The following is a 15919-nucleotide window of genomic DNA, read 5'->3' on the forward strand; positions in this document are numbered from 1 at the left end:
ACGATGTTGCAAAGCCACAACCCTTCCGGCGGGCCTTCAGGCGGTCGCCGCCCTGCCCCGATCGATCGCCCGATCGTGCTCGTCGGGTTGATGGGCGTTGGCAAGACCACCGTCGGCCGCCGCCTCGCGCTGCGGATGAACCTGCCGTTCGTCGATGCCGACCATGAGATCGAGGCAGCGTCGGGCATGACGGTCGCCGAGATCTTCGCCAAATACGGCGAGGACTATTTCCGCGACGGCGAGCGCCGCGTGATCGCGCGGCTGATCGACGGCACGCCGAAGGTCATCGCAACCGGCGGCGGCGCGTTCATAAACGATGACACGCGCGAGCTGATCCTGCGCGATGCGGTGTCGGTGTGGCTGAGTGCGCATCCCGACATACTGGTCGAGCGCGTCGGACGGCGCGACACGCGACCGCTGCTGCGCAACCGCGATCCGGGCAAAGTGCTCGCCGAGCTGGCGCGCGTCCGCAACCCGATCTACGCGCAGGCGCACATCCATATTGTCAGCAACAAGACGCCGCACGAAGCGACCGTCGCCGCTATCCTGAAGGCGCTAGGCCGATGAAGACCGTTACCGTCGAACTGGGTGCGCGGACCTATCCGATCCATATCGAAGCGGGGATTCTCAAGCGGGCCGGCGAGTTCCTTGCGCCGCCCGCGAAGGGTCGCCGCGTGGCGATCGTAACCGACGAGAATCTAGCGGTCCACCTGGCGACGTTGCAGACGTCGCTGACCGCAGCGGGGATTGCGTCCGAGGCGATCGTCCTGGCGCCGGGCGAAGGCAGCAAGAGCTGGGCGACGCTGGAGATGCTGTGCGACCGGCTGCTCGAACTGGGCGTCGAGCGCGGCGATCACGTCGTCGCGCTGGGCGGCGGCGTGATGGGGGACCTCGTCGGGTTCGCGTGTTCGATCCTGAAGCGTGGCTGCAACTTCGTGCAGATCCCGACGAGCCTGCTGGCACAGGTCGACAGCTCGGTCGGCGGCAAGACCGCGATCAATACGAAGGCCGGCAAGAACCTGATCGGCGCGTTCCACCAGCCGGTGATGGTGCTGATCGACCCGCAGGTACTCGACACACTGCCGATCCGCGAGTTACGTGCGGGGTATGCCGAGGTCGTGAAATACGGACTGATCGACGACTTCGCGTTCTTCGAATGGTGTGAGGCGAACGGGGCTGCGTTGCTGCGCGGCGATCTGGCACTGCGCGAATACGCGATCGCGCACAGCGTTTCGGCCAAGGCACGGATCGTCGCGGCGGACGAGCATGAGACGAACGGGACGCGCGCATTGCTCAATCTCGGACATACGTTCGGACATGCACTGGAGGCGGAGACCGGGTTCTCGCAGGCGCTGATCCACGGCGAAGGTGTCGCGGCAGGCTGTTCGCTGGCCTTCGCGTTTTCCGCATCGCAGGGGATTTGTTCGGGCCAGGATGCGGAACGTGTCGCGGCGCATTGGCGTGATGCGGGTCTGCCGGACGGTCTCGCCGCGGCAGGTATCAGCGCGAGCGGTGCGCGGCTCGTCGATCACATGCGCCACGACAAGAAGATGGCGGCGGGGACGCTGCCCTTCCTGCTAGCGCGCGGGATCGGGCAGACGTATCTCGACAAGACCGTCGACCTTCGGGACGTCGAGACATTCCTCGACGCGCAGCCCCGCTGATGCCCAACGGTGTCGCCAAGCAGAACCTGCCGACCAAGGTGTGCCCGGCGTGCGAGCGGCCTTTCACGTGGCGGAAGAAATGGGCTCGAGATTGGGACAGCGTGATCTACTGCTCCGACGCTTGTCGGAAGAAGCGCTGACGTTGAACTAGTCAAGTTGAACAAGAAGGTCAGGGTCGCGCCGCACTCCAAGCCAGCCAAAGCCAGCCGCCGATCAGCAGCGCCCCGCCAATCGGCGTAATCGCCCCGAACCAACGCGGTGCGCCCAGCGCCATCGCATACAACGTCAGTGCAAAAATCGCCGCCCCAACCACGAACAGCCACGCCGGCCCCCGCGCGTCCATCCGGACCGCCAGCAGCGCCGCAACCACGTGCACAAGCTGATACTGCGCTCCGGTCTTCAGCCACTCCGCCGCCGATCCGCTCGCGCCATGCGCCCCGAACGCCCCCGCCGCGACCGCGACCGCGCCCGACAAGGCTGCGAGAACAACGATGATCATTGCGAATCATTCCCCCACGGAAAGCGCTTGGCGGTCTCGGCACGTGCCGCCCGCATGTCGCCCGAATCGATCTGGAGCTGCAACCGCTCCTTGTCGCGCGCGCGGTACATTTCCTCCGCACGATCGATATCGGCAGGCGCGATCTCCAGCCCGCGCATCACCAGGCGCGCCATCTTCACCGCCGATTCGAGCACCTCGCGCACCACCGCGGTCGCGGACGTGTTCTTGAGCTTCACCAGCGCGCGGCGATCGAACGCACGCACGTAGATCGCGGCGTTCGGAAACGCCTCGTGCACACCCTCGATCGTGTCCGGATCGAGCTGGTCGCCGTCCATGCAGAAGCAGATGATCTCCGCCTCGGCCGCACCCGCCTGCCGCAACAGGTCGAGCCGTGTGCCGTCGCCATAATAGACCTTCGCACCGAACTCGCCGGCTATGTCGATCATCTCGATATCGGTGTCGATCAGCGTTACCGGGATATCCTGTGCGAGCAGCATCTGGCCGACCGTCTGGCCGAACCGTCCATAGCCAACGATGATCGCATTCGCGCCGTCCACCTTGGGGCCGTCGCGCTCCTGCCCCTCGGCGATCGGCTCGGTCCGGAAGCGCTTGGTTATCCCCATCAGGAACGGCGTCGTCGCCATCGACAGCGTGATGATCGCGCCGAACAGGCTCGCCGCCTGCGGTTCGATCAGCAGCCCCGCCTGCGCCTGCGCGAACAGCACGAAGCCGAACTCGCCGCCTTGGCTCAGCAGCAGGCCTAGCGCGAAGGCCTGCCGCCACGTCATCTTGAACGCCATGCCGATCAGCATGATCACGCTCGTCTTGGTCAGGATCAGCGCCGCCGCCATCGCCATCACGAAGACAGGGCGTTCGGCGATCGCGTTCAGGTCGAGCACCATGCCGACCGCGAGGAAGAACAGGCCCAGCAGGATCGAGCGGAACGGCTCGACATCGGCCTCCAGTTCATGGCGATACGGACTGTCGGCCAGCATCACCCCGGCGATGAACGCGCCGAGCGCGGTCGACAGCCCGAGCCATTCCATGATCGCTGCGCTGGCGATGACGGTGAAGAGGCCGGCGAAGACGAACATCTCGCGCTCGCCAAGATTGCCGATCAGCCGGAAGAACGGGCGGAGCAGGAAGCGCCCCGCTACGACGAGACCGACGACCGCGAGCACGGTGTAGATCGCCAGCAGCCAGCCGGGAGGCGCGTTGGCGTCGGCGGGGTTGCGACTCATCGCCGCGACGATCGTGATCAACGGCACGATCGAGAGGTCCTGGAACAACAGGATCGAGAAGGCGCGCTCGCCGAACGGGGTCCGCATCCGGCCCGAGGACCGCAGCATCGGCAAGACCTGCGCGGTCGACGACAGCGCGAGCGGGAGTCCGAGCGCGAGCGCTGCGGGGAGCGAGAACTTCGCACCGATCCAGACGATCGCCGTGATCGCGAGTCCGCAGATCACGACCTGGAGCAGGCCGAGACCGAAGATCTCCTCCTTCATCTTCCACAGCCGTGACGGGTTCAGCTCGAGCCCGACGATGAACAGCAGGAGCGTAATGCCGAGTTCGGCGAACCCGAGCTTCGACTCCGCATCGCCGACCAGCCCCAGCACATGCGGCCCGACGACCGCGCCCGCGACCAGATACCCCAGCGTCGCGCCGAGCCCGAGCCGCCGGAACAACAGCACGAACATCAGTCCAAAACCGAGCAGTACGACGCCGTCGCGAAGCAGCGACGGTGCCGTGCCCTCAGCCATCAGACTTTCGCCTTTGCAGCGGTATCGGCAGCCTCGGCCGCGGCTTCGAACGCAAGCCGGATCGAGGGGTGACGCGCAGTGTAGTCAAGCGCGGGGGTGAAGATATCCATCCCCGGCCAATCGGGCGCATCGCCCTCGCGCGCAAGCCATGCGGTCAACGCATCGCGCGTCGCGACGAGTTCGGCGGGGGTGCGGCCCAGAATGTTGGACGCCAACAACGACGACGACGCCTGCCCGAGCGCACACGCGCGGACCAACAGGCCGACCTCGCTGACGCGGCCCGAATCGTCCACCGCGACGTCGATCGTCACCCGGCTACCGCAGATCGGCGAGCGCTTCTCGGCGGTCGCCATCGGCTCGGACAGGCGTTCGTGGTGCGGGATCGTTGCGGCGAGGCGCAGGATCTCGGCATTGTAGAGGGGCGCGCTCATGGTTTCGGCTCGCTTGCATTATCGGAAGAGGAAGGCGGTGTATTGGCGCCGAAGACGGGTTTGCCGCGACGGCGGCGGTCGACGAAATCGGCGATGCTCGCGCTGGTCGCGTTGAGCAGCGGGTAGGTGCGCGACGTCGTCATCCAGCCGGGCCGGCGCGAGGCTCCGCCGCCCATCGTGTCGATGACGAGCGTCGCGAGCAGGAAGACGAGGCTGGCGAGGATCAGGCCTTTCAGCGCGCCGAACCCGAAACCCAGCGCCCGGTCGACCGGGCCGAGGATCGACGTCCGCGTCCGCGCGCCGATCGCGTTGGCGACCAGCCGTCCGCCGATATAGGTGACGCCGGTGATGATCGCGAACGCGAGCACCGCGGCGCCGCCAACGGTGCCGACCATCGGCGACAGCGCGGCGGCGAGCGGGATGTGGAACAGCTTCAACATCGCGACCATCGCCACCCAGGCGAACATCGACAGCACTTCGGTCACGAACCCGCGCACGAGCCCCAACACCGCGGAGCCGGCGACGGCGATCAGGACGACGATGTCTAGGGCAGTGAGGTTCATCCGCTCTGGAATAGGGACGCGGGCGGCGAACCGCTAGTGCATGCCGAAACCAGGGCTTAGCCGTTCGCCCCGAAAACACCGTAGCGTTCGCGCCATGCGGCGACTTCGTCCTGCAAATGCGGGGGAGCAGCCTCTTCGGACAGAACGAAGCGAGCGACGTCGTTGTCGGGATGCATCAGCATTTTCTTCGACCCGTCGCTGAACCAGACCGGGACCAGCTGGTCACAAACGCTGTCGAGTACGGTCGCCGCCATGCCATTCGCAATCGCGTCGCTGCCGGCGAGCACGCGGACGTTGATCGATACGCCTTCCAGGCAATTTTGCGGTTGGCTAACGAAATTGAGCGAGACGAGCAGGCCGGACCGGTCGGGCCGCGCCTCGTCGGGCAGGCTCGCGACCCGTCGCCAGGCACAGAACCAGGTTCGGCAGATGCGCGGCCGGACGGCATGGATACCGCAGCCCTGTTCGCAGAGGTGAATACACGGCGTTCCCGCGGGTTTGGCGAACTCGGGCGTATCTACCGTCAGTTCGGTGCAGCACGCGGTGCAATCCCCGCACTCCCGATCAGGCAGGATCGGCCCCAGCAGCGTGGTTTCCAGATCGGTGTAGGACTGCATCTGCGCGCGCGTGTCCGTCGGGGTCGGGGTGTCACGCCGATCCACGGTTCAATTCCCTTCGGAATCCACCGTGAAGACCATCGGCTTGCCGCGCGACATCGGCTCCCACCCCGCAGCCAACGCCGCCCGCACGCCGCGCGCGATCGTCGCGTCGTCGATCTGGAGCCGCCCGCGCGGCAGGCCCTTCAACAGGCGTTTCGGCGCGGGGAACTCGAGCAGGGCTTCGCGTTTGGCATCGTCCTGCAACAGCGAGATCGTCATGCCCTTCCAGCCATCGGCATCCGTGTGTTGCGGCTCACGCTGGAGGTGCCAGTCGTATCGGGTGCCGTCGACCTCGACGGTACCGGTATTGCTTTTGGTGTTCGACATGCTGGCGCCATAGCATGGCTGGCGTGCGAGGCCATGCGTTCGGGTTGTCGCGATTTGCAGGCTGAGATGCCGTCACGCGCTTGATCGAGCGGTGCCTGACGAACGCAATCAGTACACCACCCCGGTACCGCACCACCCCGGCGGAGGCCGGGGCCCAGTTGGAAAGGTCGTGGCAATTAAGCGCAGCGGTCGCCAGCAACGTCCCCCAACTGGGCCCCGGCCTCCGCCGGGGAAGTTCGTTTCTTTTCGTATCCGTGCCAATCACGTCCGCGATGATGCGGTACGCTGGTTTGGAACGCATCTATTCGGATCGGAAATGTACCCGAAGCTCAACACAGTCACGACCGCCCCCCTGTTCTCCCGCGAAGGCGGGAGCCCAGTCTGGATCCCCGCCTTCGCGGGGAAACAAACTTTGCGCATAGAATAGGGTGTCCGCTCCAAGAATACCTGTGCCACGCCGCCGCTGACGCCCCCGCCTACCCACGCCCCATCATGTGATCGACGAACGACGCCAGCGTCTTGAACCCCGAGAGTTTCATCCCGCTCTTCTCCCCCGTCATCGACGCCGGCACCAGCGCGCGTTCGAAGCCGAGCTTGCTCGCCTCTTTCAACCGCAGCGGGCCATGTGCCACCGGACGGATCTCGCCCGACAGCGCGACCTCGCCGAACGCCACCGCGTCGACTGGCACCGGGCGCTCCGACATCGCCGAGATCAGCGCCGCCGCCACCGCGAGGTCCGCCGCAGGGTCCTGGACGCGGTAGCCGCCCGCGATGTTGAGATACACTTCGGCATTGGAGAAGCTAAGCCCGCACCGCGCTTCCAGCACCGCGAGAATCATCGCCAGCCGCCCGGAATCCCAACCGACCACCGCGCGCCTCGGCGTAGCGCCCGACGCGAGCCGTACGGTCAGCGCCTGGATCTCGACCAGCACCGGCCGCGTGCCCTCCAGTGCCGGGAACACCGTCGCACCGGTCATCGCGTCGTCGCGGTGCGTCAGGAACAACGACGACGGGTTGCCGACCTCCGCCAGTCCTTCGGTCTGCATCGAGAAGACGCCGATCTCGTCGGTCCCGCCGAAGCGGTTCTTGATCGCCCGGAGGATGCGGTATTGATGGCTACGCTCGCCCTCAAACGACAGCACCGTGTCTACCATATGCTCCAGCACGCGAGGGCCGGCAATCGAGCCGTCCTTCGTCACGTGGCCGACCAGCACCACCGCCGTGCCGCGCTCCTTGGCGAACCGGATCAGCTCCTGCGCTGACGCTCGCACCTGGCTGACCGTCCCCGGCGCACCCTCGATCAGGTCGGAGTGCATCGTCTGGATCGAATCGATCACCAGCATCGCCGGCGGCTTCGTCTGCAAGGTCGTCAGGATGTCGCGCGTCGAGGTCGCCGCCGCCAACTGCACCGGCGCGTTGCCCAGCCCAAGCCTTCGCGCACGCAAACGAACTTGATCCGCCGCTTCTTCACCCGAGACGTACGCGACCGACTGCCCCGCCAACGCCATCTTCGCCGCAGCCTGCAACAGCAGCGTCGACTTGCCGATCCCCGGATCGCCGCCGATCAGCGTTGCCGAGCCCTCGACGAAGCCGCCACCCAGCGCGCGGTCGAGTTCGGCGATGCCGGTCGCCATCCGGTCGGGCAGCTTGATCTCCGCATCGAGCCCGACGAGCTGGATCGCGCGGCCGCCGGTCTGGAGGTTGTGCTTCGAATGGAACGGCGTGGCGGCGGTGTTCGCCTCCTCGACCATCGTGTTCCACTCGTTGCAATCGGCGCACTGCCCCGCCCAGCGGTGCGACACCGATCCGCAGGACTGACACACGTAACGTTTCTGGGGTTTCGCCATGCGTCCGATGTACGAGAACGATACGGGAACATCAATGGCAGCCGGCCGGGCTATGTTACAGATTCAGTGGCGCTTGACGGCACACCGCGTTATCCGCGCGACGATGCACGCCACCGACCTGCGCATCGCCCTGTTCAGCGGCAACTATAATTACGTTCGCGATGGCGCAAACCAGGCGTTGAATCTGCTCGTCGGTCATCTGCTGTCGAAGGGCGTGACGGTGCGGGTCTATTCGCCGACCAACGCCAAGCCGGCCTTCCCGCCGACCGGCGATCTGGTCGCGGTGCCATCACTACCGCTGCCGGCGGGGCGTGGCGAATACAAGCTGGCGCGCGGGTTACCGGCGGCGATCCGGCGCGATCTCGATGCGTTCGCACCGAACATCGTCCATGTGTCGGCGCCTGATTTCCTCGGGCACCGCGCGATCAGCTATGGTCGACGCAACGGCATCGCCACGGTCGCGTCGTTGCACACGCGGTTCGAGACGTATTTCCGCTATTACAAGATGGCGTTCTTCGAGCCGATCATGGTGAAAATCCTCACGCGCTTCTACAACCGCGTCGACGAAGTGCTGGTGCCGGGGCGCGGCATGGCGGAGATCGTCCGCGACTGGGGCGTGACGACGCCGACTGCGATCTGGTCGCGCGGCGTGAACCACGATCGCTTCACGCCGACGCGTCGCGACCTGGCGTGGCGACGCGCGCGCGGGATTGCCGATGGCGAGGTTGCGGTCGGGTTTCTCGGCCGGCTGGTGAAAGAGAAGGGTCTCGACGTCTTCGCCGACGTGATCCGGACGCTGGAGCAGCGCGGCGTGCCGCACAAGGTGCTAGTGATCGGCGAAGGCCCCGCGCGCGACTGGTTCGCCGCCCGCGTGCCCGGCGCGGTGTTCGCAGGGTTCCAGTCGGGCGACGATCTAGGCCGCGCGGTCGCGTCGATGGACGTGTTCTTCAACCCGAGCGTGACCGAGACGTTCGGCAACGTGACACTGGAGGCGATGGCGGCAGGTGTTCCCGTCGTCGCGGCGCGCGCGTCTGGCGCGGTCGGGCTGGTCGACGACGGGGTGACCGGGTTTCTGGTGCCGCCGACCGATATCGCCGGATATGCGGATGCGATCGGGCGGATCGTTTCCGAGCCGGGGCTGCGTGAGACGATGGGTTGGGCCGGGCACGACAAGGCGGCCGGGTATTTGTGGGATACGATCAACCAGACGGTGCTGGACACGTATCTGGAGGTTATGGCGCGGCGGGGGGGCTAAGGGCGGCTTCGCCCCTCCCTGGAAGGGAGCGGTCGGGGGTGGGTCGGGTTCCGCGAGTTCGACGCTTGGTGGCTCAAACCGGCCTACCCACCCCCAGCCCCTCCCTTTCAGGGAGGGGAGCAGGTTGCGCGCTTAGACGGTCGCCCAATCGAACGTCAGCGGCGCCTCCGGAAATGCGAACCGGTCGAGGTGGCTCGACACCACGCCGCGCATCCGGTCGACGTCCTCGCTCTCCGGCACGGTCAGCGCGACGTCGAGCGTTTCGCTGTCGGCACGCATCTCCAGCACCGCGCCGTTCGGAAAGGCGATGCGGCCCTCTTCCTCCGAGAAGGTGACCTCCATCTTGTGGCTCCAGTGATTGGCGAGCTGCTGGAGATACTTGCTCGCCGAATGCGTCGGCACGCGTGCGACCGAGACGCTCACTTGAGGCGCTCGATCTTCTGCGCGGCTTCGTCGAGCAGCGCGGCGACGTCGTGCAGCGTGTCCTCGTTAACGTCCTCGCGCATCAGCCGGTGCTGGAGCACCTGGCGCAGATTGCCCATCGCCCGCCGGATCGGCGCGCCATCGGTCCGCTCGGACTCCGCCCCGACCGCCGCCAGCCGCGCGAACAGGCCGTCCACCACGGCCGCGTTCCCGGCCAGGTGCGCGCGGCCCTCGTCGCTCGCCGCAAAACGCTTTTTCGCGCCTTCCGACTGCTGCTCCTCGATCAGGCCCATTTCGTCGAGCATGCTGAGCGTCGGATAGACGACGCCCGGGCTCGGCGCATAGCCACCCCCGGTCAGCCCCTCGATCTCGCGGATCAGGTCGTAACCGTGGCGCGGCGCATCCGCGATCAGCTTCAACATGACGAGCTTCAATTCGCCGCCGTCGAACAGCCGACGCCGACCACCGGGGCCGCCGCGATGGCCGTGGCGACCATGACCTTCGTGGCTTCCCCTGCCGCGGCCTTCACCGTCGGCGCGCGGGCCGCCGGTCCAGGCTCCATATCCCATACCAAAACGCATTTGAGTGTTCTCCGATATATCTTGGCTTATAGTTGACGATATATCGCAGACTGTTTCGGGTTCAAGGGGGCGGGCGCGAAAACATCCGCCTGCTTGAGTCCGTCATCCCCGCGGAGGCGGGAACCCAGACCCCCGGACCGAGCAAACTGGCATTGCCGTCAGCCAGTATGGATACCCGCCTGGGCGGGGATAACGGCTGGTTCAGGGTGACGACACGATTACGAGGCGTGGGAGGATGACGAGCGCGCGTGGAGTGCGGACGGATGGGCAAACCGGCCCCCCGCCCCTATCTTCCACGCATGGCCGATCTCTTCGCGGGCTTCGAACCCGCTGCCCCCACCGAAACGCATCCCGAAAACGCGCCGCTCGCCGACCGCCTGCGCCCGCGCACGCTGGACGAGGTGGTCGGGCAGGATCACATCACCGGCCCCGAAGGCGCGATCGGCAGAATGGTGTCCGCGGGACGATTGTCCTCGATCATCCTCTGGGGCCCGCCCGGCACCGGCAAGACGACGATCGCGCGCCTGCTCGCCGACGCGGTCGACCTGCGGTTCGTTGCGATCTCGGCGGTGTTCTCCGGCGTCGCCGACCTCAAGAAGTCGTTCGCCGAAGCGCGCGAGCACGCCAAGATCGGCAAGCGCACCTTGTTGTTCGTGGACGAGATCCACCGCTTCAACCGCGCGCAGCAGGACGGCTTCTTGCCCTATGTCGAGGACGGCACCGTCACGCTGGTCGGCGCGACCACCGAGAACCCGTCGTTCGAACTCAACGCCGCACTGCTCAGCCGCGCGCAGGTCCTGATCCTCGAACGCCTCGGCCGCGGTGCGCTCGAACAGCTGCTCGACCGTGCCGAGACGGAGACGAAGCGCCCCCTTCCCCTCACTCCGCCTGCCAAGGACGCGCTGATCGCCAGCGCCGATGGCGACGGTCGGTTCCTGCTCAACCAGGCGGAGACGCTGTTCTCGGTCAACCTGCCCGAACCGCTCGATCCCGCAGGCCTGTCGAACTTCCTCCAACGTCGCGTCGCGGTGTACGATAAGGATCGCGAGGGGCATTACAACCTGATCTCCGCGCTCCACAAATCGATTCGCGGGAGCGATCCACAGGCTGCGCTCTATTATCTCGCGCGGATGCTGACGGCGGGCGAGGAACCGCTGTTCCTGCTCCGTCGGCTGACGCGTGCCGCGGTCGAGGATATCGGGCTCGCCGACCCGCAGGCGCTGGTCCAGTGCATCGCCGCCAAGGACACCTACGACTTTCTCGGCAGCCCCGAAGGCGAACTCGCGATCGCGCAGGCGTGCGTGTATCTCGCGACCGCACCCAAATCGAACGCGGTCTACAAGGCGCAGAAGGCGGCGTGGAAATCGGCGCGCGAGACCGGTTCTCTGATGCCGCCCGCGTCGATCCGCAACGCGCCGACCAAGCTCATGCGCGATATCGGCTACGGCAAGGGATACGCGTACGATCACGATACGGAGGATGCCTTCTCTGGCTCTGATTACTGGCCAGACGAGATGACCCCGCAAACATTCTACACCCCGACCGAACGCGGCTTCGAAAAGCGGCTATCCGAACGGCTCGCCTATTGGGACGGCCTGCGCGCCGAGAAGAATGGCTGAGCCACGATTTACGCAGTTTGCGGCGATCGATTGGTCCGGCGCGCAGGGGCATCGTCACAAGGGCATAGCGGTCGCGGTTTGTGCGACGGGCGACGCCGCGCCGACTTTGGTCGCGCGACCAGGCGCCAGCGCATGGTCGCGCGACGACGTCCTGGACTGGTTGCTCTGTCAGGATACGCCGACGCTGATCGGGCTCGACCTCTCCCCCGCCTTCCCGTTCGTAGACCAGGACGGGTACTTCCCCGGCGCGCCCGACAGTCCGCCCGACGCCCGTGCGCTATGGAAGATGGTCGACGATGCCTCGGCCGCCGATCCGCATCTCGCCGTCTCCAGCCTGCTGACCGACCCGGAAATCCGCCGCCATTTCCGCCAGCATCGCGATTGCGGCGACCTGTTCCCCGGCGGCGCAGGCAGAATGCGTGTTTGCGAGCACGGCCAGCGCGCAATGGGCCTGTCCCCGACGAGCTGCTTCAACCTCGTCGGCGCGGCGCAGGTCGGCAAGTCGAGCCTCACCGGCATGCGCGTACTGCACCGCCTCGCCGGCCGCGTGCCCGTCTGGCCATTCGATCCGCTGCCCCAACAAGGTCCGGTAATCGTCGAAATCTACACCACGATCGCCGCCCGCGCTGCCGGCATCCGCAAGGGCCTCAGCAAGATGCGCGACGCGGTGTCGCTCGATACGGCGCTCGCCAACCTCGCCAGCCAACCGCACCGGCCGCTCGCCCGCTACGACGATCATGCCACCGACGCGATCCTCACCGCCGCCTGGCTCCGTGCCAATGCCGATCGCGCCGAACTCTGGTGCCCGAAGGCGATGACACCGCATATTGCCCGAACCGAGGGCTGGACCTTCGGCGTTTCTTGAAGCATTGGGGCGCGACGCACCGGGCAGCGCCCGACGCAAGGGCCGGTTTAGCTCAGTTGGTAGAGCGCCAGTTTTGTAAACTGGATGTCGCGGGTTCGATTCCTGCAACCGGCACCATTTCCGATACATGACGCAGCACGACCGCTACCGCGCGTAGCCGAACGCCTTCGTGTCCAAGCCCTAACGCCAATACCGCCAGGCACGAAAAATCCCCCGCGCCCGGAGGCACGGAGGATCTTCATTCGACGCCCGTGGCCCGTGTCGATCGACACGGGCCGTGTCACGCAAGCATCAGAACCGAACGGTCGCACCGACCGCGAGGTTGCGGCCCAGCGAGTCGTAGCGCTGCGGGATCGTGTTCGTGCGCGCGAGGGCGACGTTGTACGAGTCCGGAACGATCGGCGCGCTCTTGTCGAGCAGGTTGTTGGCGATCAGGCGCAGCGAGAACTGCTTGTCGATCGCGAAGTTCAGCGCGAGGTCGAAGTAGCTCTTCGGCGAAACCCGGTAGTAGCTGGTCCGCTCCCGCTCAGGCGTGCCACCGATCGCCGGATTACCCGAATTGTCCGCGTTGGTCAGCGAGCCGACATAACGCCAGTTGAACGAGGCGCTGAAGCCGCGGTCGACCGTCGTGTAGGTCGCGCGCAGGCCGTGCGACCATTTCGGGAGCAACTGACCGCAACCGTTGCCATAGTATCCGGCGCAGTTGCGTTCCGGCTGGACCGGCGAGTCCTGGCCACCGGCGAAGGTCGCCAGCGACCCGTTGAAGTTCCAGTCGATCTTGCCGGCGCCGGCGAGGTCGAGCGTGTACTGCGCCTGGAAATCATAGCCGCGCGCGATCGACGTGTAGTAGTTCGTCGTGCCCTGGCGGATGAAGCCGGTGGTCGGGTTGCTTCCGGCGGTCGAATACAGCGTACCGGTGCCGGGATTGCGGACGATGCCCTGGCAGAAGAACGCATCGCCGTTCGAACGCTGGCAGCCATCGGTGTAATAGCTGAAGTCGTTATAACCGAGCGAGTCGTTGATCTTGATCTGGTAGCGATCGACCGAGAACACCAGCCCCCGCACGAACCGCGGCTTCACGATCAGGCCGTAAGTCTGCGTGTAGGCGGTCTCCGGATCGGCGGTGAAGCCACCCGAACGTACCGTGCACGCCGCCGAGCCGTTCGGGGTGGTGCCGTTGCTGCACAGCAGGGTCTGGCTGCCGTAGAGCGCATCGGACAGGCCGGTTGCACGACACACTTCACGCGACGCGATCGGCGCGCCGTAGGTTACGCCGTTCGCGCCATTGACGACGGTCGGTGCGCAGAAATCGTTGAACGTGCCTGCACCGCCGGATGCGAAGTCGACATTGGTCGCCTGCCGGATTTCGGTCACCGTCGGTGCGCGCTGCGCCTTGTTGAACGAGGCGCGGAACGTCAGGTCGCTGATGGGTGCGTAGATGCCCTCGACCTTCCACGTGTTGAACGTGCTCGAATTGCTGCTGTACTTCGACACGCGGTAGCCGCCGTTCACCTGCAACAGGTCGGCAAAGCGCTTGTGCTCGACGAGCGGCGCCTGAACCTCGATATTGGCTTCCCAGACGTCCTGCTTCAGATAGCTGTCGGTGCCGCCAAGGCCTGCGCGATACACGCTGTCGGCCGTCGATTTGAGCGTGTCCTTGCGATATTCCGTACCCAGCGCGATCGCGACGCCCTGCTCAGCGAACGGCGAGGTGATGCCGTATTTGCCGAGGTCCCCGGTGATGTTGGCCTGCACGTCGTACAGCGTGCCGGTGGTCGCCGACGTGCCCTGGTCATACAGATAGTCGATGAGCGCGGGGTTGGTGTTGCCTGCGCTGAACGCGTCGAAGGGAACGCAGGCCGCGTCCGTGGTCGTTGCGCAGGTCGGTGCGGCGCGCGTGCCACCGACGTTGATCGAGTTGCGCAGGTTGGCCGCGTTGACGAAGCTCGGCGTGTAATCCTGGTGGTTGCGCGCATAGACGCCGCCGACATCATAGGTCCACGCGCTGCCGACCTTGCCGCGGACGCCGCCGGTCAGACGAACGCCGGTGTTCAGATACGCGTCCGGCTGATCGTTCCCCTCACCCAGGCGATAGCGCAGGTCGATCGGTGCCGTCGCTGCCGTGCCAGCCGCAGCGCCGCAGATCGCGGTTGCCTGCGCACCCGACAGGAATGGGTTGTTGCAGTTTACCTGGACGGAGCCGCCGGCGACCGCCGGATAGTTGTTGTACGACTTGTCGCGGAACCAGATGCCCGAGGCATACAGCTCTGCGTCAGGTGCGATATCGAGGCTGACGAAACCGCCAGCGTTCACACGCTCCGATGGACGCTGGTATGCATAGTTGCTGAAATAGTTCGAGGCGTTGCCAGCACCCGGACCGAACGGAACGAATTCGCGCGTGCCGTTGGGGTTGTTGACATACTGCGCGTTGGCGTTCGCGCCGCTGAGCGGCGTGATGAGGCCGCTCGTCGAGCTGCTCGGGGTCAGGCCGCACGCCAGCGGCGCGTTCAGGCTGGTCTGCGTCAGGTAGCAGCCCGAGTTCGAGCGCTCCGACAACAGCACCGGATCGGTGTGCTTGTAGTTGACGAAGCCGTTGATCCGCAGCGCGCCGTCGAACAGCTTCTTGCCCGCGGTCACCGTGACGTCGGCACGACCACCGTCGTTGGTGAGGCCGCGCGGGCTGTTGAAGCCCGACGCGCGTGCCAGCGAGGACACCACCGTGTCCTTGTTGTTATGGTTGTAGAAATTGTAGTTGCCATCGATCTGAACGCCTTCGAAATCCTTCTTCAGGACGAAGTTGACGACGCCAGCGACCGCGTCCGACCCGTAGACCGACGATGCGCCGCCGGTCAGCACGTCGACACGCTCGAGCAGCGACGGCGGGATGATGCCGACGTCCTGGCCGTTCTGCGTGCCGAGGCGCTTGCCGTCGATCAGGACCAGCGTGCGCTCGAACCCGAGGCTGCGCAGCTTGATGCGCTGGCGGCCGTCGGAGTCGTTATAGGTCTGCTGGCTGTCCGGCGCGATCTGCGGCAGGCGGTTCAGCACGTCCTCGACATTGACCGCAGCCTGCGCGCGAATGTCCTGCGCGGTGACCGAGGTGATCGGCGCGGCCGACGTCATGTTCGGACGCTGGATGCGCGATCCGGTGACGACGATCGTGTCGTCCGTCGGCGTGTTGCGATCGACGGCGGTGGTTGCGGTGGTCACATCCGCCTCGACCTTGGCTTCCGCGGGCGTGCTCGCGGCAGCCTGGGCGGGCGTCACGGCCTGCGCGGGCACATCCTGTGCGAACGCCGTGGTAGCGGAAAACACGAGAGATCCGACGAGCGCGATCCGCGAAACAGAATGGCCGAAGTTCATACCTACCCCTAAAAAAGCTCGGTTGCGTGATAGCGCTATACCGGTTGCCCGTACTGGTTTGGT

At 66.0% G+C, this 15919-nt stretch carries 16 protein-coding genes and 1 tRNA gene; 7 read left to right on the forward strand and 10 right to left on the reverse strand.

Features of this window, described 5'->3' with window-relative positions; all coding sequences use genetic code 11:
• Positions 1–3: 3 nt before the first annotated feature.
• From U1708_RS13135 to U1708_RS13145, 3 genes are read left to right on the forward strand one after another with little or no spacing between them, the layout of a single operon-like run.
• The gene (locus U1708_RS13135; protein ID WP_332746305.1) at positions 4–567 is read left to right on the forward strand and encodes a shikimate kinase; all 564 of its coding nucleotides are present in this window, start codon (positions 4–6) and stop codon (positions 565–567) included.
• Positions 564–1664 (forward strand): 3-dehydroquinate synthase, encoded by a 1101-nt coding sequence (gene aroB, locus U1708_RS13140; protein WP_332746306.1) that lies wholly within the window; start codon positions 564–566, stop codon positions 1662–1664. The genes U1708_RS13135 and aroB overlap by 4 nt, the downstream gene beginning before the upstream one ends.
• Positions 1664–1804, forward strand: a complete 141-nt coding sequence (locus tag U1708_RS13145; RefSeq protein WP_082444318.1) for a DUF2256 domain-containing protein — start codon at positions 1664–1666, stop codon at positions 1802–1804. Before aroB ends, U1708_RS13145 begins: the two co-directional genes overlap by 1 nt.
• Before the next feature lie 29 nt (positions 1805–1833).
• Here U1708_RS13145 and U1708_RS13150 read toward each other — a convergent pair whose 3' ends face one another.
• From U1708_RS13150 to radA, 7 genes are all read right to left on the reverse strand, one after another.
• Positions 1834–2163 carry a DUF423 domain-containing protein gene (locus U1708_RS13150; RefSeq protein WP_332746307.1) on the reverse strand — a complete coding sequence of 110 codons (330 nt, stop codon included), beginning with the start codon at positions 2161–2163 and terminating at the stop codon, positions 1834–1836.
• Positions 2160–3923, reverse strand: a complete 1764-nt coding sequence (locus tag U1708_RS13155) for a cation:proton antiporter domain-containing protein (RefSeq protein WP_332746308.1) — start codon at positions 3921–3923, stop codon at positions 2160–2162. The genes U1708_RS13150 and U1708_RS13155 overlap by 4 nt, the downstream gene beginning before the upstream one ends.
• Positions 3923–4354: an iron-sulfur cluster assembly scaffold protein gene (locus U1708_RS13160; RefSeq protein WP_332746309.1), complete on the reverse strand. Its 432-nt coding sequence runs from the start codon at positions 4352–4354 to the stop codon at positions 3923–3925. Before U1708_RS13160 ends, U1708_RS13155 begins: the two co-directional genes overlap by 1 nt.
• Positions 4351–4917, reverse strand: coding sequence for a CvpA family protein (locus tag U1708_RS13165; RefSeq protein ID WP_332746310.1), 567 nt, complete (start codon positions 4915–4917; stop codon positions 4351–4353). Before U1708_RS13165 ends, U1708_RS13160 begins: the two co-directional genes overlap by 4 nt.
• 56 nt (positions 4918–4973) lie before the next feature.
• Entirely contained in the window at positions 4974–5534 is a 561-nt protein-coding gene (locus U1708_RS13170; RefSeq protein WP_332746418.1) for a YkgJ family cysteine cluster protein, read from the reverse strand.
• A gap of 48 nt (positions 5535–5582) precedes the next feature.
• Positions 5583–5903 carry a hypothetical protein gene (locus U1708_RS13175; protein WP_332746311.1) on the reverse strand — a complete coding sequence of 107 codons (321 nt, stop codon included), beginning with the start codon at positions 5901–5903 and terminating at the stop codon, positions 5583–5585.
• Positions 5904–6379: 476 nt separating this feature from the next.
• On the reverse strand, positions 6380–7750 hold the full coding sequence (gene radA, locus U1708_RS13180) for a DNA repair protein RadA (RefSeq protein WP_307084044.1): 1371 nt from the start codon (positions 7748–7750) through the stop codon (positions 6380–6382).
• A gap of 103 nt (positions 7751–7853) precedes the next feature.
• Here radA and U1708_RS13185 point away from each other — a divergent pair, with 103 nt between their 5' ends.
• Complete coding sequence (locus tag U1708_RS13185) at positions 7854–9005, forward strand: glycosyltransferase family 4 protein (protein ID WP_332746419.1); 1152 nt, start codon at positions 7854–7856, stop codon at positions 9003–9005.
• 132 nt (positions 9006–9137) lie between these two features.
• Here U1708_RS13185 and U1708_RS13190 read toward each other — a convergent pair whose 3' ends face one another.
• Entirely contained in the window at positions 9138–9428 is a 291-nt protein-coding gene (locus U1708_RS13190) for a DUF2218 domain-containing protein (RefSeq protein WP_332746312.1), read from the reverse strand.
• The gene (locus U1708_RS13195; RefSeq protein WP_332746313.1) at positions 9425–10009 is read right to left on the reverse strand and encodes a PadR family transcriptional regulator; all 585 of its coding nucleotides are present in this window, start codon (positions 10007–10009) and stop codon (positions 9425–9427) included. The genes U1708_RS13190 and U1708_RS13195 overlap by 4 nt, the downstream gene beginning before the upstream one ends.
• A gap of 299 nt (positions 10010–10308) precedes the next feature.
• On the opposite strand from U1708_RS13195, the gene U1708_RS13200 reads away from it, so the two are divergent.
• The 3 genes from U1708_RS13200 to U1708_RS13210 all read left to right on the forward strand — a co-directional run bounded on the left by U1708_RS13200 (position 10309) and on the right by U1708_RS13210 (position 12610).
• On the forward strand, positions 10309–11628 hold the full coding sequence (locus U1708_RS13200) for a replication-associated recombination protein A (protein WP_332746314.1): 1320 nt from the start codon (positions 10309–10311) through the stop codon (positions 11626–11628).
• On the forward strand, positions 11621–12493 hold the full coding sequence (locus U1708_RS13205; RefSeq protein WP_332746315.1) for a hypothetical protein: 873 nt from the start codon (positions 11621–11623) through the stop codon (positions 12491–12493). The genes U1708_RS13200 and U1708_RS13205 overlap by 8 nt, the downstream gene beginning before the upstream one ends.
• Positions 12494–12534: 41 nt before the next feature.
• Positions 12535–12610 (forward strand) — tRNA-Thr (locus U1708_RS13210).
• A gap of 174 nt (positions 12611–12784) precedes the next feature.
• Here U1708_RS13210 and U1708_RS13215 read toward each other — a convergent pair.
• Positions 12785–15856, reverse strand: a complete 3072-nt coding sequence (locus tag U1708_RS13215) for a TonB-dependent receptor domain-containing protein (protein ID WP_332746316.1) — start codon at positions 15854–15856, stop codon at positions 12785–12787.
• Between the last annotated feature and the right edge of the window lie 63 nt (positions 15857–15919).

The organism is Sphingomonas arabinosi (assembly GCF_036663715.1).
Classification (GTDB): Bacteria; Pseudomonadota; Alphaproteobacteria; order Sphingomonadales; family Sphingomonadaceae; genus Sphingomonas.

Bases quoted from the DNA above. Each gene is read 5' to 3' on its own strand.
- U1708_RS13135 (WP_332746305.1), top strand. From the start codon at position 4: ATGTTGCAAAGCCACAACCCTTCCGGCGGGCCTTCAGGCGGTCGCCGC.
- aroB (WP_332746306.1), top strand. From the start codon at position 564: ATGAAGACCGTTACCGTCGAACTGGGTGCGCGGACCTATCCGATCCAT.
- U1708_RS13145 (WP_082444318.1), top strand. From the start codon at position 1,664: ATGCCCAACGGTGTCGCCAAGCAGAACCTGCCGACCAAGGTGTGCCCG.
- U1708_RS13150 (WP_332746307.1), bottom strand. From the start codon at position 2,163: ATGATCATCGTTGTTCTCGCAGCCTTGTCGGGCGCGGTCGCGGTCGCG.
- U1708_RS13155 (WP_332746308.1), bottom strand. From the start codon at position 3,923: ATGGCTGAGGGCACGGCACCGTCGCTGCTTCGCGACGGCGTCGTACTG.
- U1708_RS13160 (WP_332746309.1), bottom strand. From the start codon at position 4,354: ATGAGCGCGCCCCTCTACAATGCCGAGATCCTGCGCCTCGCCGCAACG.
- U1708_RS13165 (WP_332746310.1), bottom strand. From the start codon at position 4,917: ATGAACCTCACTGCCCTAGACATCGTCGTCCTGATCGCCGTCGCCGGC.
- U1708_RS13170 (WP_332746418.1), bottom strand. From the start codon at position 5,534: ATGCAGTCCTACACCGATCTGGAAACCACGCTGCTGGGGCCGATCCTG.
- U1708_RS13175 (WP_332746311.1), bottom strand. From the start codon at position 5,903: ATGTCGAACACCAAAAGCAATACCGGTACCGTCGAGGTCGACGGCACC.
- radA (WP_307084044.1), bottom strand. From the start codon at position 7,750: ATGGCGAAACCCCAGAAACGTTACGTGTGTCAGTCCTGCGGATCGGTG.
- U1708_RS13185 (WP_332746419.1), top strand. From the start codon at position 7,854: ATGCACGCCACCGACCTGCGCATCGCCCTGTTCAGCGGCAACTATAAT.
- U1708_RS13195 (WP_332746313.1), bottom strand. From the start codon at position 10,009: ATGCGTTTTGGTATGGGATATGGAGCCTGGACCGGCGGCCCGCGCGCC.
- U1708_RS13200 (WP_332746314.1), top strand. From the start codon at position 10,309: ATGGCCGATCTCTTCGCGGGCTTCGAACCCGCTGCCCCCACCGAAACG.
- U1708_RS13205 (WP_332746315.1), top strand. From the start codon at position 11,621: ATGGCTGAGCCACGATTTACGCAGTTTGCGGCGATCGATTGGTCCGGC.
- U1708_RS13215 (WP_332746316.1), bottom strand. From the start codon at position 15,856: ATGAACTTCGGCCATTCTGTTTCGCGGATCGCGCTCGTCGGATCTCTC.